This window comes from Leifsonia sp. 22587 (assembly GCF_052044215.1).
In the GTDB taxonomy this organism is placed as follows: domain Bacteria; phylum Actinomycetota; class Actinomycetes; order Actinomycetales; family Microbacteriaceae; genus Leifsonia; species Leifsonia shinshuensis_C.
On the sequence record NZ_JBQENB010000002.1, the window covers coordinates 163476 to 178884 of the forward strand.

General features: G+C 70.3%; 13 protein-coding genes. 5 read left to right on the plus strand and 8 right to left on the minus strand.

The window, feature by feature from the left end; genetic code table 11:
• Nucleotides 1-35: 35 nt before the first annotated feature.
• Nucleotides 36-1475 carry a GuaB1 family IMP dehydrogenase-related protein gene (locus tag ACTJI1_RS08800; RefSeq protein ID WP_440742330.1) on the minus strand — a complete coding sequence of 480 codons (1440 nt, stop codon included), beginning with the start codon at nucleotides 1473-1475 and terminating at the stop codon, nucleotides 36-38.
• A gap of 135 nt (nucleotides 1476-1610) precedes the next feature.
• Here ACTJI1_RS08800 and ACTJI1_RS08805 point away from each other — a divergent pair, with 135 nt between their 5' ends.
• Nucleotides 1611-5477 (plus strand): multifunctional oxoglutarate decarboxylase/oxoglutarate dehydrogenase thiamine pyrophosphate-binding subunit/dihydrolipoyllysine-residue succinyltransferase subunit, encoded by a 3867-nt coding sequence (locus ACTJI1_RS08805; protein WP_440742331.1) that lies wholly within the window; start codon nucleotides 1611-1613, stop codon nucleotides 5475-5477.
• 89 nt (nucleotides 5478-5566) lie between these two features.
• Entirely contained in the window at nucleotides 5567-6349 is a 783-nt protein-coding gene (locus ACTJI1_RS08810) for a VOC family protein (RefSeq protein WP_440742332.1), read from the plus strand.
• A 25-nt stretch (nucleotides 6350-6374) separates the two neighbouring features.
• Here the strand turns inward: ACTJI1_RS08810 and ACTJI1_RS08815 are convergent, their stop codons facing one another.
• A complete protein-coding gene (locus ACTJI1_RS08815; RefSeq protein WP_175336723.1) occupies nucleotides 6375-6620 on the minus strand; it encodes a zf-HC2 domain-containing protein in 246 nt (81 codons plus the stop codon).
• On the minus strand, nucleotides 6617-7336 hold the full coding sequence (locus ACTJI1_RS08820; RefSeq protein WP_396427100.1) for a sigma-70 family RNA polymerase sigma factor: 720 nt from the start codon (nucleotides 7334-7336) through the stop codon (nucleotides 6617-6619). Before ACTJI1_RS08820 ends, ACTJI1_RS08815 begins: the two co-directional genes overlap by 4 nt.
• Before the next feature lie 47 nt (nucleotides 7337-7383).
• Here ACTJI1_RS08820 and aroA point away from each other — a divergent pair, with 47 nt between their 5' ends.
• From aroA to bcp, 3 genes are read left to right on the plus strand one after another with little or no spacing between them, the layout of a single operon-like run.
• Nucleotides 7384-8754, plus strand: coding sequence for a 3-phosphoshikimate 1-carboxyvinyltransferase (gene aroA / locus ACTJI1_RS08825; RefSeq protein WP_440742333.1), 1371 nt, complete (start codon nucleotides 7384-7386; stop codon nucleotides 8752-8754).
• The gene (gene rsgA / locus ACTJI1_RS08830) at nucleotides 8747-9811 is read left to right on the plus strand and encodes a ribosome small subunit-dependent GTPase A (RefSeq protein WP_440742334.1); all 1065 of its coding nucleotides are present in this window, start codon (nucleotides 8747-8749) and stop codon (nucleotides 9809-9811) included. Before aroA ends, rsgA begins: the two co-directional genes overlap by 8 nt.
• A 28-nt stretch (nucleotides 9812-9839) precedes the next feature.
• Nucleotides 9840-10316 (plus strand): thioredoxin-dependent thiol peroxidase, encoded by a 477-nt coding sequence (bcp, locus tag ACTJI1_RS08835; RefSeq protein WP_440742335.1) that lies wholly within the window; start codon nucleotides 9840-9842, stop codon nucleotides 10314-10316.
• 53 nt (nucleotides 10317-10369) lie between these two features.
• Here the strand turns inward: bcp and ACTJI1_RS08840 are convergent, their stop codons facing one another.
• The 5 genes from ACTJI1_RS08840 to ACTJI1_RS08860 form a co-directional block, all read right to left on the minus strand.
• The gene (locus tag ACTJI1_RS08840) at nucleotides 10370-11134 is read right to left on the minus strand and encodes an ABC transporter ATP-binding protein (RefSeq protein ID WP_440742336.1); all 765 of its coding nucleotides are present in this window, start codon (nucleotides 11132-11134) and stop codon (nucleotides 10370-10372) included.
• Nucleotides 11131-11967, minus strand: a complete 837-nt coding sequence (locus tag ACTJI1_RS08845) for an ATP-binding cassette domain-containing protein (RefSeq protein WP_440742337.1) — start codon at nucleotides 11965-11967, stop codon at nucleotides 11131-11133. Before ACTJI1_RS08845 ends, ACTJI1_RS08840 begins: the two co-directional genes overlap by 4 nt.
• A complete protein-coding gene (locus tag ACTJI1_RS08850; protein WP_310134772.1) occupies nucleotides 11964-12845 on the minus strand; it encodes an ABC transporter permease in 882 nt (293 codons plus the stop codon). The genes ACTJI1_RS08845 and ACTJI1_RS08850 overlap by 4 nt, the downstream gene beginning before the upstream one ends.
• Complete coding sequence (locus ACTJI1_RS08855) at nucleotides 12842-13804, minus strand: ABC transporter permease (RefSeq protein WP_440742338.1); 963 nt, start codon at nucleotides 13802-13804, stop codon at nucleotides 12842-12844. Before ACTJI1_RS08855 ends, ACTJI1_RS08850 begins: the two co-directional genes overlap by 4 nt.
• Nucleotides 13805-13890: 86 nt before the next feature.
• Complete coding sequence (locus ACTJI1_RS08860; protein ID WP_440742339.1) at nucleotides 13891-15390, minus strand: ABC transporter substrate-binding protein; 1500 nt, start codon at nucleotides 15388-15390, stop codon at nucleotides 13891-13893.
• Nucleotides 15391-15409 lie beyond the last annotated feature (19 nt).

Consider the following 15409-nt stretch of genomic DNA (forward strand, 5'->3'; position numbering starts at 1 on the left):
CCGCAGTCGCGCGCATGGGGACGGGGCGGGCGGGGCTACCAGCTGACGGGGAGCGCCTTGCCCTCCTCGTACCCGGCCGCCGACTGGATGCCGACGAGCGCGCGCTCGTGGAACTCGGCCAGCAACCGTGCGCCCGCGTAGGTGAAGGAGCTGCGGACGCCCGTGGTGATCATGTCGAGCAGGTCCTCGACCGACGGACGCAGCGGGTCCAGGTAGATGCGCGAGCTGGAGATGCCCTCGGCGAAGAGCTCCTTGCGGGCGAGCTCGTAGGCGTCGAGCCGCTCGAACCGGCCCTTGACCGCCTTGGTGGACGCCATGCCCCAGCTCTCCTTGTACAGCGCCCCCTTCGCATCCCGGTCGAGCTGCCCGGGGGCCTCGATCGTGCCGGCGAACCAGGACCCGATCATCACGGAGGCGCCGCCCGCGGCGAGCGCCAGCGCGACGTCGCGCGGGTAGCGCACCCCGCCGTCGGCCCAGACGTGGGCGCCGAGCTCGCGTGCCGCGGCGCTGGTCTCGAGCACCGCGGAGAACTGCGGACGCCCGACCGCGGTCATCATGCGCGTGGTGCACATGGCGCCGGGACCGACACCGACCTTGAGGATGTCCGCGCCCGCCGCGACGAGGTCGCGCACCGCCTGCTCGGTCACGACGTTGCCCGCGACGATCGGCAGGCCGAGGCCGAGCTCCTTGACGATGCGGATGGCGCGGATCATGCCGTCCTGGTCGCCATGCGCCGTGTCGATGACGAGCACGTCGACGCCCGCGGCCGCGAGCGCCTTCGCCTTGCCCGCGACATCGCCGTTGATGCCGACCGCGGCGGCGACGCGCAGGCGGCCGTGGGAGTCGAGGGCGGGCGTGTAGATGGTGGAGCGCAGCGCACTGCGCTTCGACAGCGTCCCGACCACGCGGCCGTGGTCGAGCACCGGGGCGAACTCGAGCCCCGCCGCATCCATCACCTGGAAGGCAGCCCGGCCGTCGGTGAGGTCCTCCGCGTCGAGGGAGGTGAGCGCCCCGTGCAGCAGGTCTCCGATGCGGGCGTCCGGCAGGGCCGAGCCGAGCTGCACGGCCGCGAGGCAGCCGAGGTACGCGCCCGTCGAGTCGCTCACCACGATGCCGTGGCCCTCCACCGGCGGGATGCGGCGCAGCACGTCGGCCACGGACTCCTCCGGGCGGGCGTCGTACGGGGTGTCGAACGCGACCGGCTGGGCCTTCACCCAGCGGATCGCCTCGTCGAGGTCCTGCAGGTGCATGTCCTGCGGCAGCACTCCGAGACCGCCGCGGCGCGCGAGGGTGGCGGCGAGCCGCTTGCCGGTCACCGAGTTCATGTTCGCGGAGACGATCGGGATGGTCGCACCGGTGCCGTCGTTGGGGGCGAGGGACACGTCGAGACGGCTCGTGACGTCGGAGCGCGACGGCACGAGGAACACGTCGGAGTAGGTGAGGTCGTGGCGCGGCGATGTTCCATAGAACTGCATGGGAATAACGCTATCCCGCTCGGCTGAGCGCCTGCACCGGAGTATCGATGGGATTAGGCTTGAGGATCGGATGGAAGCGGGTGGTCGAACGCCGCCCGGACAGGACGAATCAACGAAGAGAGTGGGCGATCGGCTGTGTCGAGCCAGTTGACCGGAGTAGGGACCGAAGACGGCTCCTCGGGCGAATTCGGAGCCAACGAGTGGCTGGTGGACGAGCTGTACGAGCAGTTCGTCCAGGACAAGAACTCGGTCGACAAATCCTGGTGGCCGATCCTCGAGAACTACCACCCGGCCGTGCCGGACGACTCCACCCCGTCGCCGGATGAGACCCCCGCTCCGACGCCGTCGGAGCCCAGCGCCCCGACCCCCTCCGAGCCCACGGCTCCGAGCCCGGCCGAGCCGACCGTCCCGAGTCCGTCCGAGCCGACCACGCCGGCGTCGCCGACGACTCCGGTGTCGCCCGCGGGCGGCGCCCCCGAGCCCCACCCGAACGAGCCGAAGCCCGTCACCACGCCCATCCCGGTGATCGGCCAGCAGCCCGTCGCGCGCACCACGTCCGTCGCTCCGAAGCCCCAGCCCGTTCCGGCCGACGCCCCGGTCACCGCGCCCAACGCGACCCTCGAGGCGGCGGAAGAGGACAAGATCACGCCGCTGCGCGGCATGTCCAAGACGCTCGCCACCAACATGGATGCGTCGCTCACCGTCCCGACGGCGACCAGCGTCCGCACCATCCCGGCGAAGCTGATGATCGACAACCGCATCGTCATCAACAACCACCTGAAGCGCGCCCGCGGCGGCAAGGTCTCCTTCACCCACCTCATCGGCTGGGCGCTCATCCAGGCGCTCAAGGAGTTCCCGAGCCAGAACGTCTACTACGAGGAGGTCGACGGCAAGCCGTCCGTCGTCGCCCCGGCGCACATCAACCTCGGCATCGCGATCGACCTGCCGAAGCCCGACGGGACGCGCGCCCTCCTCGTGCCGAGCATCAAGCGCGCCGACACCATGCGCTTCGGCGACTACCTCGCCGCGTACGAGGAGCTGGTGAGCAAGGCCCGCAACAACAAGCTGGCCGCGGGCGACTTCGCCGGCACCACGATCTCGCTCACCAACCCGGGCGGTATCGGCACCGTGCACTCGGTCCCGCGTCTCATGAAGGGCCAGGGCTGCATCATCGGCGCCGGCGCCCTCGAGTACCCGGCCGAGTTCCAGGGCTCCAGCGAGAAGACGCTCGCCGGCCTCGCGATCGGCAAGACGATCACGCTGACGAGCACCTACGACCACCGCGTCATCCAGGGCGCCGGTTCGGGCGAGTTCCTCAAGATCGTGCACGAGATGCTGATCGGCAAGCGCAACTTCTACGAGGACATCTTCGCCGAGCTGCGCATCCCGTACATGCCGATCCACTGGAACCCGGACATCAGCGTCGACCTGGCCAGCGCCGTCGACAAGACCGCCCGCGTCCAGGAGCTCATCAACTCGTTCCGCGTGCGCGGCCACCTGATGGCCGACATCGACCCGCTCGAGTACAAGCAGCGCTCGCACCCCGACCTCGAGATCGAGAACCACGGCCTCACGTTCTGGGACCTCGACCGCGAGTTCGTCACCGGCCAGTTCGGCGGCGACAAGCGCAAGATGAAGCTGCGCGACATCCTCGGCGTGCTCCGCGACTCCTACTGCCGCACGGTCGGCATCGAGTACATGCACATCCAGGACCCGGCCCAGCGCAAGTGGTTCCAGGACAAGCTGGAGCGCCCGTACGAGAAGCCAACCCACGACGAGCAGCTGCGCATCCTCGGCAAGCTGAACGAGGCGGAGGCATTCGAGACCTTCCTGCAGACCAAGTACGTCGGCCAGAAGCGGTTCAGCCTGGAGGGCGGCGAGTCCACCATCGCCCTGCTCGACGCGATCCTGCAGGGCGCGGCCGAGGCCGGCATGGACGAGGTCGCCATCGGCATGGCGCACCGCGGCCGCCTCAACGTGCTGACGAACATCGCCGGCAAGACGTACGGCCAGATCTTCCGCGAGTTCGAGGGGACGCAGGACCCGCGCACCGTGCAGGGCTCCGGCGACGTCAAGTACCACCTGGGCACCGAGGGCACCTTCAAGGGCGCCGGCGGCGAGGAGATCCCCGTCTACCTCGCGGCGAACCCGTCGCACCTGGAGGCCGTCGACGGCGTCCTGGAGGGCATCGTCCGCGCCAAGCAGGACCGCCGCCCGGCGGGCACCTTCCTGACGCTGCCGATCCTCATCCACGGCGACGCGGCGATGGCCGGCCAGGGCATCGTGGTCGAGCAGATGCAGATGTCGCAGCTGCGCGCCTACAAGACCGGCGGCACCATCCACGTCAACATCAACAACCAGGTCGGCTTCACCACGCCCCCCGGCGAGGGCCGCAGCTCGGTCTACTCGACCGACGTGGCGAAGACCATCCAGGCGCCGATCTTCCACGTGAACGGCGACGACCCCGAGGCCGTCGTGCGGGTCGCGGAGATCGCCTTCGCGTACCGCCAGGAGTTCAAGCGCGACGTGGTCATCGACCTCGTCTGCTACCGCCGTCGCGGGCACAACGAGGGCGACGACCCGTCGATGACCCAGCCGCTGATGTACAGCCTCATCGAGGCCAAGCGCTCGGTCCGCCGCCTCTACACCGAGGCCCTGGTCGGCCGCGGCGACATCACCGAGGAGGAGTACGAGCAGGCGCACCGCGACTTCCAGGACCGCCTGGAGCGCGCCTTCATGGAGACGCACGCGGCGCAGACCAACTCGACGCCCGTGATCGACGCCGACAGCTCCGCCGACCTCGAGAAGCCGGTGCAGTCGGACGTCAACGACAACGTCGGCGAGCCGGAGACGACCGCGGTCAGCGAGCAGGTCATCCACATGATCGGCGACGCGTTCAACAACCCGCCCGCCGGCTTCACGGTGCACCCGAAGCTGCAGCAGCTGCTCAACAAGCGCAGCGAGATGAGCCGCAACGGTGGCGTCGACTGGGGCTTCGGCGAGCTGCTCGCCCTCGGTTCGCTGCTGGTCGAGGGCACCCCGGTGCGCCTCGCCGGCCAGGACGCTCGCCGTGGCACGTTCGTGCAGCGCCACGCCGTGCTGCACGACCGGGTCAACGGCCAGGAGTGGCTGCCGCTCGCGAACCTCAGCGACAACCAGGCCAAGTTCTGGATCTACGACTCGCTGCTGAGCGAGTACGCGGCGATGGGCTTCGAGTACGGCTACTCGGTGGAGCGGGCCGATGCGCTGGTGCTGTGGGAGGCCCAGTTCGGCGACTTCGCCAACGGCGCCCAGATCATCATCGACGAGTTCATCTCCTCGGCCGAGCAGAAGTGGGGCCAGCGCTCGTCGCTGGTGCTGCTCCTCCCCCACGGCTACGAGGGCCAGGGGCCGGACCACTCGAGCGCCCGCATCGAGCGGTACCTGCAGCTGTGCGCCGAGAACAACATGACCGTCGCCCGTCCGTCGACCCCCGCGTCGTACTTCCACCTGCTGCGCCGCCAGGCGTACGCGCGTCCGCGCCGGCCGCTGGTCGTCTTCACCCCTAAGGCGATGCTGCGTCTGCGCGGAGCGTCCAGCAACGTCGAGGACTTCACGAGCGGCCGCTTCGAGCCGGTGATCGACGACCAGCGGATCAGCGACAAGGGCGCCGTGAAGCGCGTCCTGCTGCTCGCCGGGAAGCTCTACTACGACCTCCTCAACGAGCTGGAGAAGAATCCGAACCCGGAGATCGCCCTGGTGCGGGTCGAGCAGTACTACCCGCTGCCCGGCGCCGAGCTGAAGGCGGTCGTCGACTCCTACCCCAACGCCGAACTGGTGTGGGTGCAGGACGAGCCCGAGAACCAGGGCGCCTGGCCGTTCATGATCCTGGAGACCTCCAAGCTCGGCCCGCGCCCGCTCGGCGTCGTCTCGCGTCCGCCGTCGGCGTCGCCGGCCGCCGGCTCGGCGAAGCGCCACGCGCAGGAGCAGTCGGTGCTCATCCAGCGCGCGCTGACGCTGTAGGCGGCGCTCCCGCAACGACGAGAGCCCCCGGTCCGATCGGACCGGGGGCTCTCTCGCGTGTCACGTGCCGTACGGCGTAGTTTGAGCCCATGACCGTCGTGACGAACCACCGCCTCGGAGAGCCCTGCTGGGTCGACTACTCGAGCACCGATGTGCCCCGCGCGCGCGACTTCTACAGCGCGCTCTTCGGCTGGACGGCCGACACCGCGGGCGAGGAGTACGGCGGCTACGTCACGTTCCGGCGCGACGGCCGCGCGGTGGCCGGGCTCGGCCCCGTGATGGGCGACGGAGCGGGCGACAACTGGCTGACGTACCTCCTGGTGGAGGACGCCGCGCAGACGGAGCACGCTGCGCTGCGCGCGGGCGCGCAGGTGATCGCTCCGACCATGCTCGTCGGCGAGCAGGGGCGGATGGCCGTCATCGCCGATCCCGGAGGCGCGGTGGTCGGCCTGTGGGATCCCGAGCAGCACCGGGGCTTCGACCTCGTCGCCGAGGTGGGAGCGCCGGCCTGGCACGAGCTGTATGCGCGCGACTTCCGGGCGCAGGTCGACTTCTACACGAAGGTCTTCGGCTGGACGACGCAGGTGCTCGGCGACACCGCCGACTTCCGCTATTCGACCTTCGGCGACCCGGACTCCCCGAGCGGCGGCGTCTTCGACGCGAACGGGATGCTGCCGGAGGGCGTCCCCTCCCACTGGGTCGTCTACTTCGGCGTGACCGACGCGGCAGCGGCCGCGCGGCGGGTCGTCGAACTCGGCGGGACCGTCATCCGCGATCCGTGGGACAGCGAGTTCGGCCGCTTCGCGCAGGCCACCGACCCGCTCGGAGGGCTCTTCTTCCTCCACGAAGTCGGGTCGGGCTCCGCGGCTTAGCGTGCCCCGCGCCAGGCGAACGGGCCTAGTGGACGGTCGCCTGGAAGGAGCGGATGCGCAGCAGCACCTCGGTGCGCAGCGTCTCGGGCGCCGTCTCCTTGCACGCCCGCTGCACCACCTCGGTCAGCACCACGTTGAGGTGCGCCTCGTCGGAGCATCCGGCGCAGTTCGCCAGGTGCTCGCGCACGTCGGCAGCATCCTCGCTGCACAGTTCGTTGCGCAGGTACTCCTCGAGTTCGGCCTTCGCCTTCTCGCAGCCGCAGTCCGTCATTTTTTGCTCCTGGTGGTCTGCACGGCCCGGTCTCCCTGAACGGCGGAGAGCCCGCGCTCGTGCGCGTAGTCGGTCAGAAGCTCCCGCAGCATGCGACGGCCGCGGTGCAGGCGGCTCATCACGGTGCCGATCGGGGTCTTCATGATGTCGGCGATCTCCTGGTAGGAGAACCCTTCGACATCGGCGAGGTACACGGCCAGCCGGAAGTCCTCCGGGATGGCCTGCAGCGCGTCCTTGACGGCGCTGTCCGGCAGGTGGTCGATCGCCTCGGCCTCGGCCGAGCGGCTCGACGACGACGACATCGACTCGGCTCCGCCGAGCTGCCAGTCCTCGAGCTCGTCGATCGTCCCCTGGTAGGGCTCGCGCTGCTTCTTGCGGTACGTGTTGATGAACGTGTTGGTGAGGATGCGGTACAGCCAGGCCTTCAGGTTGGTGCCCTGCTGGAACTGGTTGAAGGCCGCGTACGCCTTCACGAACGTCTCCTGTACGAGGTCCTGCGCGTCGGACGGGTTCCGCGTCATCCGCAGGGCAGCCGCGTACAGCTGATCCATGAAGGGCAGGGCCTGCTCCTCGAAGAGGCTGCCCGTATCCTCGGTCTCGGTGCTCATCACCGGCCAGTCTAGTTCGGACGCCCGCAGAGCGCCCCAGCGGTCGTCCAGGTCGCGCTCGTCGTCTGCGAGGACGCTCGGAGCGTCGAGCAGAGCGGTGGCGGCCATGGATGATTCCCTTCCGGCTGGTGCGATCACGGATAATCTTGACAACAATGCTGATCTCGAAATATTCCGCTCCGGACTTCGACCCGTACGGCGACAACCGCGCCGACGAGCCGAACACGCTGTGGCCCGCTCCGGTTGCGGCCGGTCCCGTGACGGCGACGGTCTCGCTCCCCGGCTCCAAGTCGCTGACGGCGAGGGAGCTGGTGCTGTCGGCCCTCGCCGACGGTCCCTCCCTGCTGCGGGCGCCCCTGCACTCCCGGGACAGCGCCAACATGATCGACGCGCTCCGCGCGCTGGGCGTCGGCGTGGAGGAGCGGCCGGGGTCCGGCGCGTTCGGCGCCGACCTGCTGGTCACCCCGGCCGAGGAGCTGCTCGGCAGCACCACGATCGAGTGCGGCCAGGCGGGCACGGTGATGCGCTTCGTCCCGCCGATCGCCGGGCTGGCCCTCGGCCCGACGATGTTCGACGCCGACGACTCCGCCCGCGGCCGCCCGATGGGCGCCATCATCGCCGCCCTCCGCGCCCTCGGCGTCGACGTGAACGACGACGGCCGCGGATCCCTCCCCTTCACCGTCCATGGCACCGGGACGGTCGCCGGCGGAGCGATCGAGGTGGATGCGTCCAGCTCCAGCCAGTTCGTGAGCGCTCTGCTGTTGTCGGCCAGCCGCTTCGAGAACGGCCTCGACCTCACACATTCGGGCGAGCGGCTGCCCAGCCTCCCGCACATCGAGATGACCGTCGAGACGCTGGCGGCCCGCGGGGTCGCCGTCGAATCGCCGTCGACCGGACGCTGGGTCGTCGCGCCGGGCACGATCGCCGCGCGCGACGTGGACATCGAGCCCGACCTATCGAACGCCGCCCCGTTCCTCGCGGCCGCGGTCGTCACGGGCGGAACGGTGACGTTCGCCGGCTGGCCGGCCGCGACCACGCAGGTGGGAGCCGACCTCGCCGACCTCCTCCCGCTGTTCGGGGCGACGGTCACCCGCGACGGCGACCGCCTCACGGTCACCGGCCCGGAGCGCCCGAACGGCGTGACGCTCGACCTCACCACCGGCGGCGAACTCGCGCCCGCTCTTGTGGCGATCGCCGCCCTCGCCGACGGGCCGAGCGAGATCACCGGGATCGGGCACATCCGTCACCACGAGACGGACCGTCTCGCGGCGCTGGCCGCGGAGATCAACGGTCTCGGCGGCGCGGTGACCGAGCTCGAGGACGGTCTGCGCATCGAGCCGCGCCCGCTGCACGGCGGCGTCTGGCGCAGCTACGAGGACCACCGGATGGCGACCGCGGGTGCGATCGTCGGCCTTCGCGTGCCCGGCGTCGAGATCGAGAACGTCGCCACCACCGCCAAGACCCTCCCCCAGTTCACCGAGCTGTGGACCCGGATGCTGAACCCGGGCACGGAGCCGCGTGACTGACGGCACCGGGCCCTGGTGGTCGGACGGCGAGGACGAGGACGACGAGTTCGACCTCTACGACGAGTCGAGCATCCGCTCGCGTCCGAACCCGAAGGGGAACCGTCCGCGCACGAAGACGCGCCCCGACCACGCGGATGCGCAGATCGCGCGCGTGCTGGGCGTCGACCGCGGCCGCTACACCGTGATGCTCGACGAGGACACGCCCGATGAGCGGCAGATCACCGCGGCCCGGGCGAGCGAGCTGCGCCGCAACCCGATCGTGAACGGCGACCGGGTCGCCGTCGTGGGTGACACCTCCGGCGAGGAGGGGTCGCTCGCGCGGATCGTCCGCATCGAGCCGCGCACCACCTTGCTGCGCCGCAGCGCCGACGACACCGACGAGGTCGAGCGCGTGATCGTCGCCAACGCCGACCAGATGCTCATCGTGGTCGCGGCGGCGAATCCGGAGCCGCGCACGCGCCTCGTCGACCGCTACCTCGTGGCGGCGTACGACGCGGGCATCGCGCCGATGCTGTGCGTCACCAAGACCGACCTCGCGGACCCGGAGCCGTTCCTCGAGAACTTCGCCGGGCTGGACCTGCCCGTCTTCACGAGCCGCGAGGACAGCATCCCGGTGCACGACATCCGTGCGGCGCTGGTCGGGCACGACACGGTCGTGGTGGGGCACTCCGGCGTCGGCAAGTCGACGCTCGTGAACGCGCTGGTGCCCGGCGCGCACCGGGCCACCGGTCACGTCAACGTGGTGACGGGTCGCGGCCGGCACACGTCGTCGTCCACGGTGTCCCTCCGGGTGGAGGACGAGGCGGGCCGCCACGGCTGGGTGATCGACACCCCGGGCGTCCGCTCGTTCGGGCTCGGGCACGTCAACACGGACAGCATCCTCAAGGCGTTCACCGACCTCGCGGAGCTGGCCGAGGACTGCCCGCGCGGCTGCACCCACCTGCCGGACGCGCCCGACTGCGCCATCATCGAGGCGGTCGAGGCCGGCAAGCTCGGCGAGGCGGGGCGTGCGAGGCTGGACTCGCTCCAGCGGCTGCTGCTGACCTTCGCCCGCTGACGCCTCCGTTCGCTGACAGAATGGAGCCATGACGGATGTGCGACTCGAAGCGGGCGAGCAGGCCCCCGCGTTCAGCCTGACCGACCAGGACGGCTCCACGGTGTCGCTCGGCGACTTCGCCGGCGAGAACGTGATCGTGTACTTCTATCCCGCGGCGATGACCCCGGGCTGCACCACGGAGGCGTGCGACTTCCGCGACAACCTCAACTCGCTGAAGTCGGCGGGTTACCAGGTGATCGGCATCTCCAAGGATGCGCCGGCGCGCAACAAGGAGTTCCAGGAGCAGGAGGGCCTCAACTTCCCGCTGCTCTCCGACGAGGACCTCGCGGTGCACAAGACGTACGGCGCCTACGGGGAGAAGAAGCTCTACGGCAAGACCGTCGAGGGCGTCATCCGCTCGACGTTCGTGGTGGATCCGGACGGCTCGCTGCGCCTGCCGCTGTACAACGTGAAGGCGACCGGCCACGTCGCGTCGCTGCGCAAGAAGCTGGGTATCGACGCGTAGCGGCGGCGGCGGCGGGCACGACGCGTAGCGGCGGCGGCGGGCACGACGCGTAATCAGGCCGGCAGCCGCGGCACCGACGCGAGCAGCCGGCGCGTGTACGGGTCGCGCGGTGCACCGAGCACCTCCGCCGTGCGCCCCTGCTCGACCACCCGGCCGCCCTGCAGCACGACGGTCTCCGCGCACAGCGACGCCACGACGCCGAGGTCGTGCGAGACCATGACGACGGTCATCCCCTCGGCGGTGGCGAGCTCCGCGAGCAGGTCGATGATCTGGATGCGCGTCGTGACATCGAGCGCGCTGACCGGCTCGTCCGCCAGCAGCACCCGCGGGCGCGAAACGATCGCGCGGGCGATCGCGATGCGCTGGCGCTGACCGCCGGAGAACTCGTGCGGGTACCGTCCCGCGGCGTCGGCGGGCAGGGCGACCGCTTCGAGTGCCCGGGCGACCCGGTCGCGGGCGTCCGTGCCGGACGCGACCCGCAGCGAGGCCAGCGGCTCCCCGACGATGCGGCCGACGCTCTGGCGCGGGTCGAGCGACGAGTACGGGTCCTGGAAGACCGGCTGGACGCTGCGGCGGAAGCGGCGCAGCTGTTCGCGGTCGCGCAGGTCGAGCGGCCGGCCGTCGAACAGCACCGCGCCGGACGTGGGCGCGGCGAGCCCGAGGAGAAGCGAGAGGGCGGTCGTCTTGCCCGCTCCCGACTCGCCGACCAGGCCGACGCTCCGTCCGGGTTCGACCGAGAACGAGACGGCGTCGAGCGCGGGCGTGGCGGCGCGACGGTAGCGGAAGCCTGCGTCGCGGAGCTCCAGGACGGCGGTCATCGCACCTCCAGTGCCGCGTCGAGTTCGCGGGCGCTCCGGACGAGCTCCGCCGTGTACGGCTCCCGAGGCTCGCTCAGCAGCCGGGCGATCGGGCCCTCCTCGACCACACGGCCCGCGCGCAGCACCAGCGCGCGCTGCGCCATCCGCGACACCACCGCGAGGTCGTGGCTGACGAAGAGCAGCGACATGCCGCGGTCCGCCACCAGCCGTTCGAGCAGGGACAGCACGTCGGCCTGCACGGTCACATCCAGCGCCGTGGTCGGCTCGTCGGCGATCAGCAGCCGCGGACGGCACGCGAGCGCCGCAGCGATGGCGACGCGCTGGCGCTGCCCGCCGGAGATCTCCCACGAGTACGCGCGCGCGATGCGCTCGGGCTCCGGCAGCCCGACCTCGGCCAGGGCGTCGAGCACGGCGCGGCGGAGGGCGTCGCCGCGGAGCCCGAGGTGGCGGCGCAACGGCTCCGCGACCTGACGTCCCAGGCGCATGAGCGGGTCGAGAGCGGTCAGCGGCTCCTGGAAGACGGTCGACGCCACGCGCCCGCGCAGCGGCACCAGGTCGCGCTCGCGCGCCCCGATCACCTGCACGCCGTCGAGCAGGATGCTGCCCGATGCCACCAGCCCCTCCGGCAGCAGACCGGTCAGCGCGAACGAAGTCAGCGACTTGCCCGAGCCGGACTCCCCGATCAGGCTCAACCGCTCCCCCGGCGCGAGTTCGAACGACACGTCGTGCACGAGCGGCACGCCGTCGCGCGTCGCCACGGACAGACCGCGGACCTCGAGCACGGGCGCCTGGGCCGACGCCACGGCGGCATCCTGCGAACGATCGCCGCTCATCGCGACCTCCTCCGGGTCGGGTCCGCCACGTCGCGCAGGCCGTCGGCCACCAGGTTGACGCCGATGACCAGCACCACCAGCGCGACGCCCGGTGCGATGGCGCCGGCCGGGGCCGTCGACACCGTGCCCTGCGCCTCCTGCAGCAGCCGCCCCCACGAGGCGTTCGGCGGCGGGGCGCCGAGGCCCAGGTACGACAGGCTGGCCTCCGCCAGCACGGCGACGCCGAACTGCAGGGCGAGGTTGACGCTGAGCGTCGGCCAGATGTTCGGCAGGATGTGGCGCGCCACGATCCCCGCCCAGGAGGTCCCGGACGTTCGTGCCGCCGTGACGTACTGCTGGGCGAGCACCCGTTTCGCGAGCACGCGGGTCAGCCGGGCGACGACCGCGGACATCGCGAGTCCGATCGCGACGATGGCCGTGCCCAGCGACGCCCCCTGCGCGGCGACGATCAGCATCGCGAGCAGCAGGGTCGGGAACGCGATCAGGATGTCGAGCACGGCCGAGAGGGTGTCGTCCAGCCACTTCGTGGCGAAGGCGGCGAGCAGGCCGAGCGTGATGCCGACGACGGCGCCGATGGCGACGGATCCGAGGCCGACGGCGAGCGCGATGCGCGCTCCGATCATCAGCTGCGTCAGGAGGTCGCGTCCGAATCGGTCGGTGCCGAGCCAGTGCGACGCGCTCGGCTGCTCCAGCCGGGTGCCCGACGTGTCGGACTGGGCGTAGGGAAGCCAGAAGAACGAGACGACCGCCACCACGACGACGATGCCGACGAGCGTGAGTCCGATGCCGAGCGACACCGAGCGCCGCGCACGGGTGCGGGTGCCCTTCGCCGGCTCGGGCGCGACCGTGTCGGCCGCCTGCTCCACGATCGCGCTCATGCGTTGCCCGAGATGCTGCGGCGCAGCCGCGGGTCGACGAGGCGCTGCGCGATGTCGGCGAGGAACCCGACGATGAGCACGAGCAGCGTGGAGACGAAGAGGATGCCCTGGATGTTCGGGTAATCGTGCTGCTCGATCGCCTTGAGCAGCATGCTGCCGAGGCCCGGCAGGGTGAACACGCTCTCGACCACGACCGCTCCGAGGAACGTCGTCGCCAGCTCGATGCCGAGCACCGAGATGACCGGGACGGCGCCGTTGCGCAGGCCGTGGCGCCACATCGACCGCGCGAAGCCGGAACCCAGCGCACGGGCGTTGCGCAGGTAGTCGCTGCCGATCACATCCAGCGTCGCGCTCCGCACGTATCGCGAGATGGATGCGCTCATCACGATCGCGATGGTCACGACCGGCAGGGCGAGCGACGTGAGCGCGGCCGTGGGATCGGACCAGTCGTCCCGCGGGAAGCCCCCGGAGGGGAACCACCCGAGCGTGATGGCGAACACGTCGACCAGCAGGATGCCGACCCAGAACACCGGCACCGCGATGCCGAGCTGCGAGAACGCGGACAGGGCCACTCCGTACCAGCGGTCGGCCTTCCAGGCAGCGACGAAGCCGATGGGCAGCGCCAGCACGAGCGCGAGCCCGAACGAGAGCAGCGTCAACGGCACCGTCACCGAGAGCCGGGCCGCGATCTCGGGACCGACGGGCAGGGAACTGATGAACGACTGGCCGAGGTCGAGCGTCAGCAGGCTGCCGAACCACGTGACGAACTGCTGCAGCAGCGGCTGGTCGCTGCCCACCTGCCGCTGCGCCGCCGCGATCTGCTCCTTGGTCGCGCCGACCGAGAGGAGGGCGTTGGACGGGTCTCCCGGGAGCACCCGCAGCAGGAAGAACAGCACCACCATGGCGAGCAGCAGCGACACCACGAGGAACGCGGTGCGGCGGAGCAGGTAGGAAGCCATGGTCGTTTCAGCGTAGATGCTCGGGGAGCCGGTCGGCTCCCCGAGCATCAGGGTGTGGAATACGGAGCGGGGTGTGGAGGAATCGGCTACTTCTTGACGATGTCGTAGGCGTAGAACTGCGAGTTCAGCCCGTTGACCGGGTAGCCGGTGACGTTGCTGTCGGCCACGACGATCTGCGGGTAGAGGTACAGCCAGGCGCTGGCCGCATCCTTCGCGATCTGCTCGTTGACCTGCTTCAGCTTCGCGGTCTGCTCGGCCGTCGTGGTCGACTGCTCGGCCTCGTCGACCCACTTGGTGACCTGCGGGTTGTCGTAGCCCCAGTAGAAGTCGGGGTTTCCGTACCAGACGACGTCACGGTCGTTGACGTGCTCCTGCAGCGTCGCGGTGAAGTCGTGGTTCTTGAACACCTTGGTGTACCACTCGTCCGCCGAGATCGAGTTGATCGTCACGGTGATGCCCACCTTGGCCAGCTCGCTCTTCAGGAACTCGGCCACCGCCGGGTGCGGGTCGTAGGTCGGGGTGTCCAGCGTGAAGCTGAAGCCGTTCGCGAAACCGGCCTCGGCCAGCTCCTTCTTGGCGAGGTTGACGTCGTACGGGTTGACCTTCGTGAGGTCCTCGTACCAGGGGTCGCTCGGCGGGACCATCGAGCCGATCAGCGTGCCGTAGTCGCCCCAGATGGAGTTGAGGAGCTTCTTGGTGTCGATGGCGGAGTAGACCGCCTTGCGCACCTCGACGTTGTCGAACGGCGCGACCTTGTCGTTGAAGGCCAGCAGCTCCTTCGTCGTGGACTTGCCGTCCGAGATCGTGTAGTCCTTGTTGCCCTTGAACGTGCTCAGCGCATCCGGGCTCTGGATGCTCGTGACGATATCGACCTGCTTGGTCTGCAGCGCGTTGGAGAGGGCGGACGCGTCGGTGAAGTAGTCGAACTCCACCTCCTTGTTCGTCGCCTGGTCGCCCCAGTAGCCGCTCCAGCGCTCCAGGCTCAGCGAGCTGCCGCGCTTCCAGGTGCCCAGCTTGTAGGGGCCGGTGCCGTCCTCGGCGGTCTTGTAGTTCGACGTGCCCGGGCCGTAGATCCAGACGTAGCTGAGGTTGTACGGCAGGGAGATCGAGCGGGAGGACAGCGTGATGGTCACGGTCTTGTCGTCGGGCGTCTCGATGCCCTTGATGACGGCGAGCTGCGACTTGCGCGCGGACTGCGAGTCGTCGGAGGTCACGCGCTCGATGCTGCGCTTCACGTCGGCGCTGGTCAGAGCCTTGCCGGAGTGGAACTTCACGCCGTCGCGCAGGGTGAACGTGTACGTCAGGCCGTCGGCGCTGGTCGTGTACTTCGTGGCGAGCAGCGGCTCCACCTTGCCGTCGTCGGTGAGCTTGAACAGGCCCTCGTAGACGTTGCCGTTGAGCGCCTCGGTGACGCCCTGGCCGCCGCCCGCGGTGTTGTCGAGGTTGACGGGCTCGTAGAGCGAGCCGATGGCGATCGAGGCGTCGCTGCCGCCTGCGGAGGACGACGACGCGCCCGCGCAGCCCGCCAGGGCGAGGGCCGAGGCCAGGCCGACGGCGAGCGTCGCGAACAGGGAAGACTTTCTCACGGGTTCTCCAGTGCTGTGG

Excerpts from the sequence above, each read along its gene's own strand:
- ACTJI1_RS08810 (WP_440742332.1), top strand. The coding sequence starts at position 5,567 with ATGACCGTCGTGACGAACCACCGCCTCGGAGAGCCCTGCTGGGTCGAC.
- ACTJI1_RS08845 (WP_440742337.1), bottom strand. The coding sequence starts at position 11,967 with ATGAGCGGCGATCGTTCGCAGGATGCCGCCGTGGCGTCGGCCCAGGCG.
- ACTJI1_RS08820 (WP_396427100.1), bottom strand. The coding sequence starts at position 7,336 with ATGGCCGCCACCGCTCTGCTCGACGCTCCGAGCGTCCTCGCAGACGAC.
- aroA (WP_440742333.1), top strand. The coding sequence starts at position 7,384 with ATGCTGATCTCGAAATATTCCGCTCCGGACTTCGACCCGTACGGCGAC.
- bcp (WP_440742335.1), top strand. The coding sequence starts at position 9,840 with ATGACGGATGTGCGACTCGAAGCGGGCGAGCAGGCCCCCGCGTTCAGC.
- ACTJI1_RS08840 (WP_440742336.1), bottom strand. The coding sequence starts at position 11,134 with ATGACCGCCGTCCTGGAGCTCCGCGACGCAGGCTTCCGCTACCGTCGC.
- ACTJI1_RS08850 (WP_310134772.1), bottom strand. The coding sequence starts at position 12,845 with ATGAGCGCGATCGTGGAGCAGGCGGCCGACACGGTCGCGCCCGAGCCG.
- ACTJI1_RS08855 (WP_440742338.1), bottom strand. The coding sequence starts at position 13,804 with ATGGCTTCCTACCTGCTCCGCCGCACCGCGTTCCTCGTGGTGTCGCTG.
- ACTJI1_RS08815 (WP_175336723.1), bottom strand. The coding sequence starts at position 6,620 with ATGACGGACTGCGGCTGCGAGAAGGCGAAGGCCGAACTCGAGGAGTAC.
- ACTJI1_RS08800 (WP_440742330.1), bottom strand. The coding sequence starts at position 1,475 with ATGCAGTTCTATGGAACATCGCCGCGCCACGACCTCACCTACTCCGAC.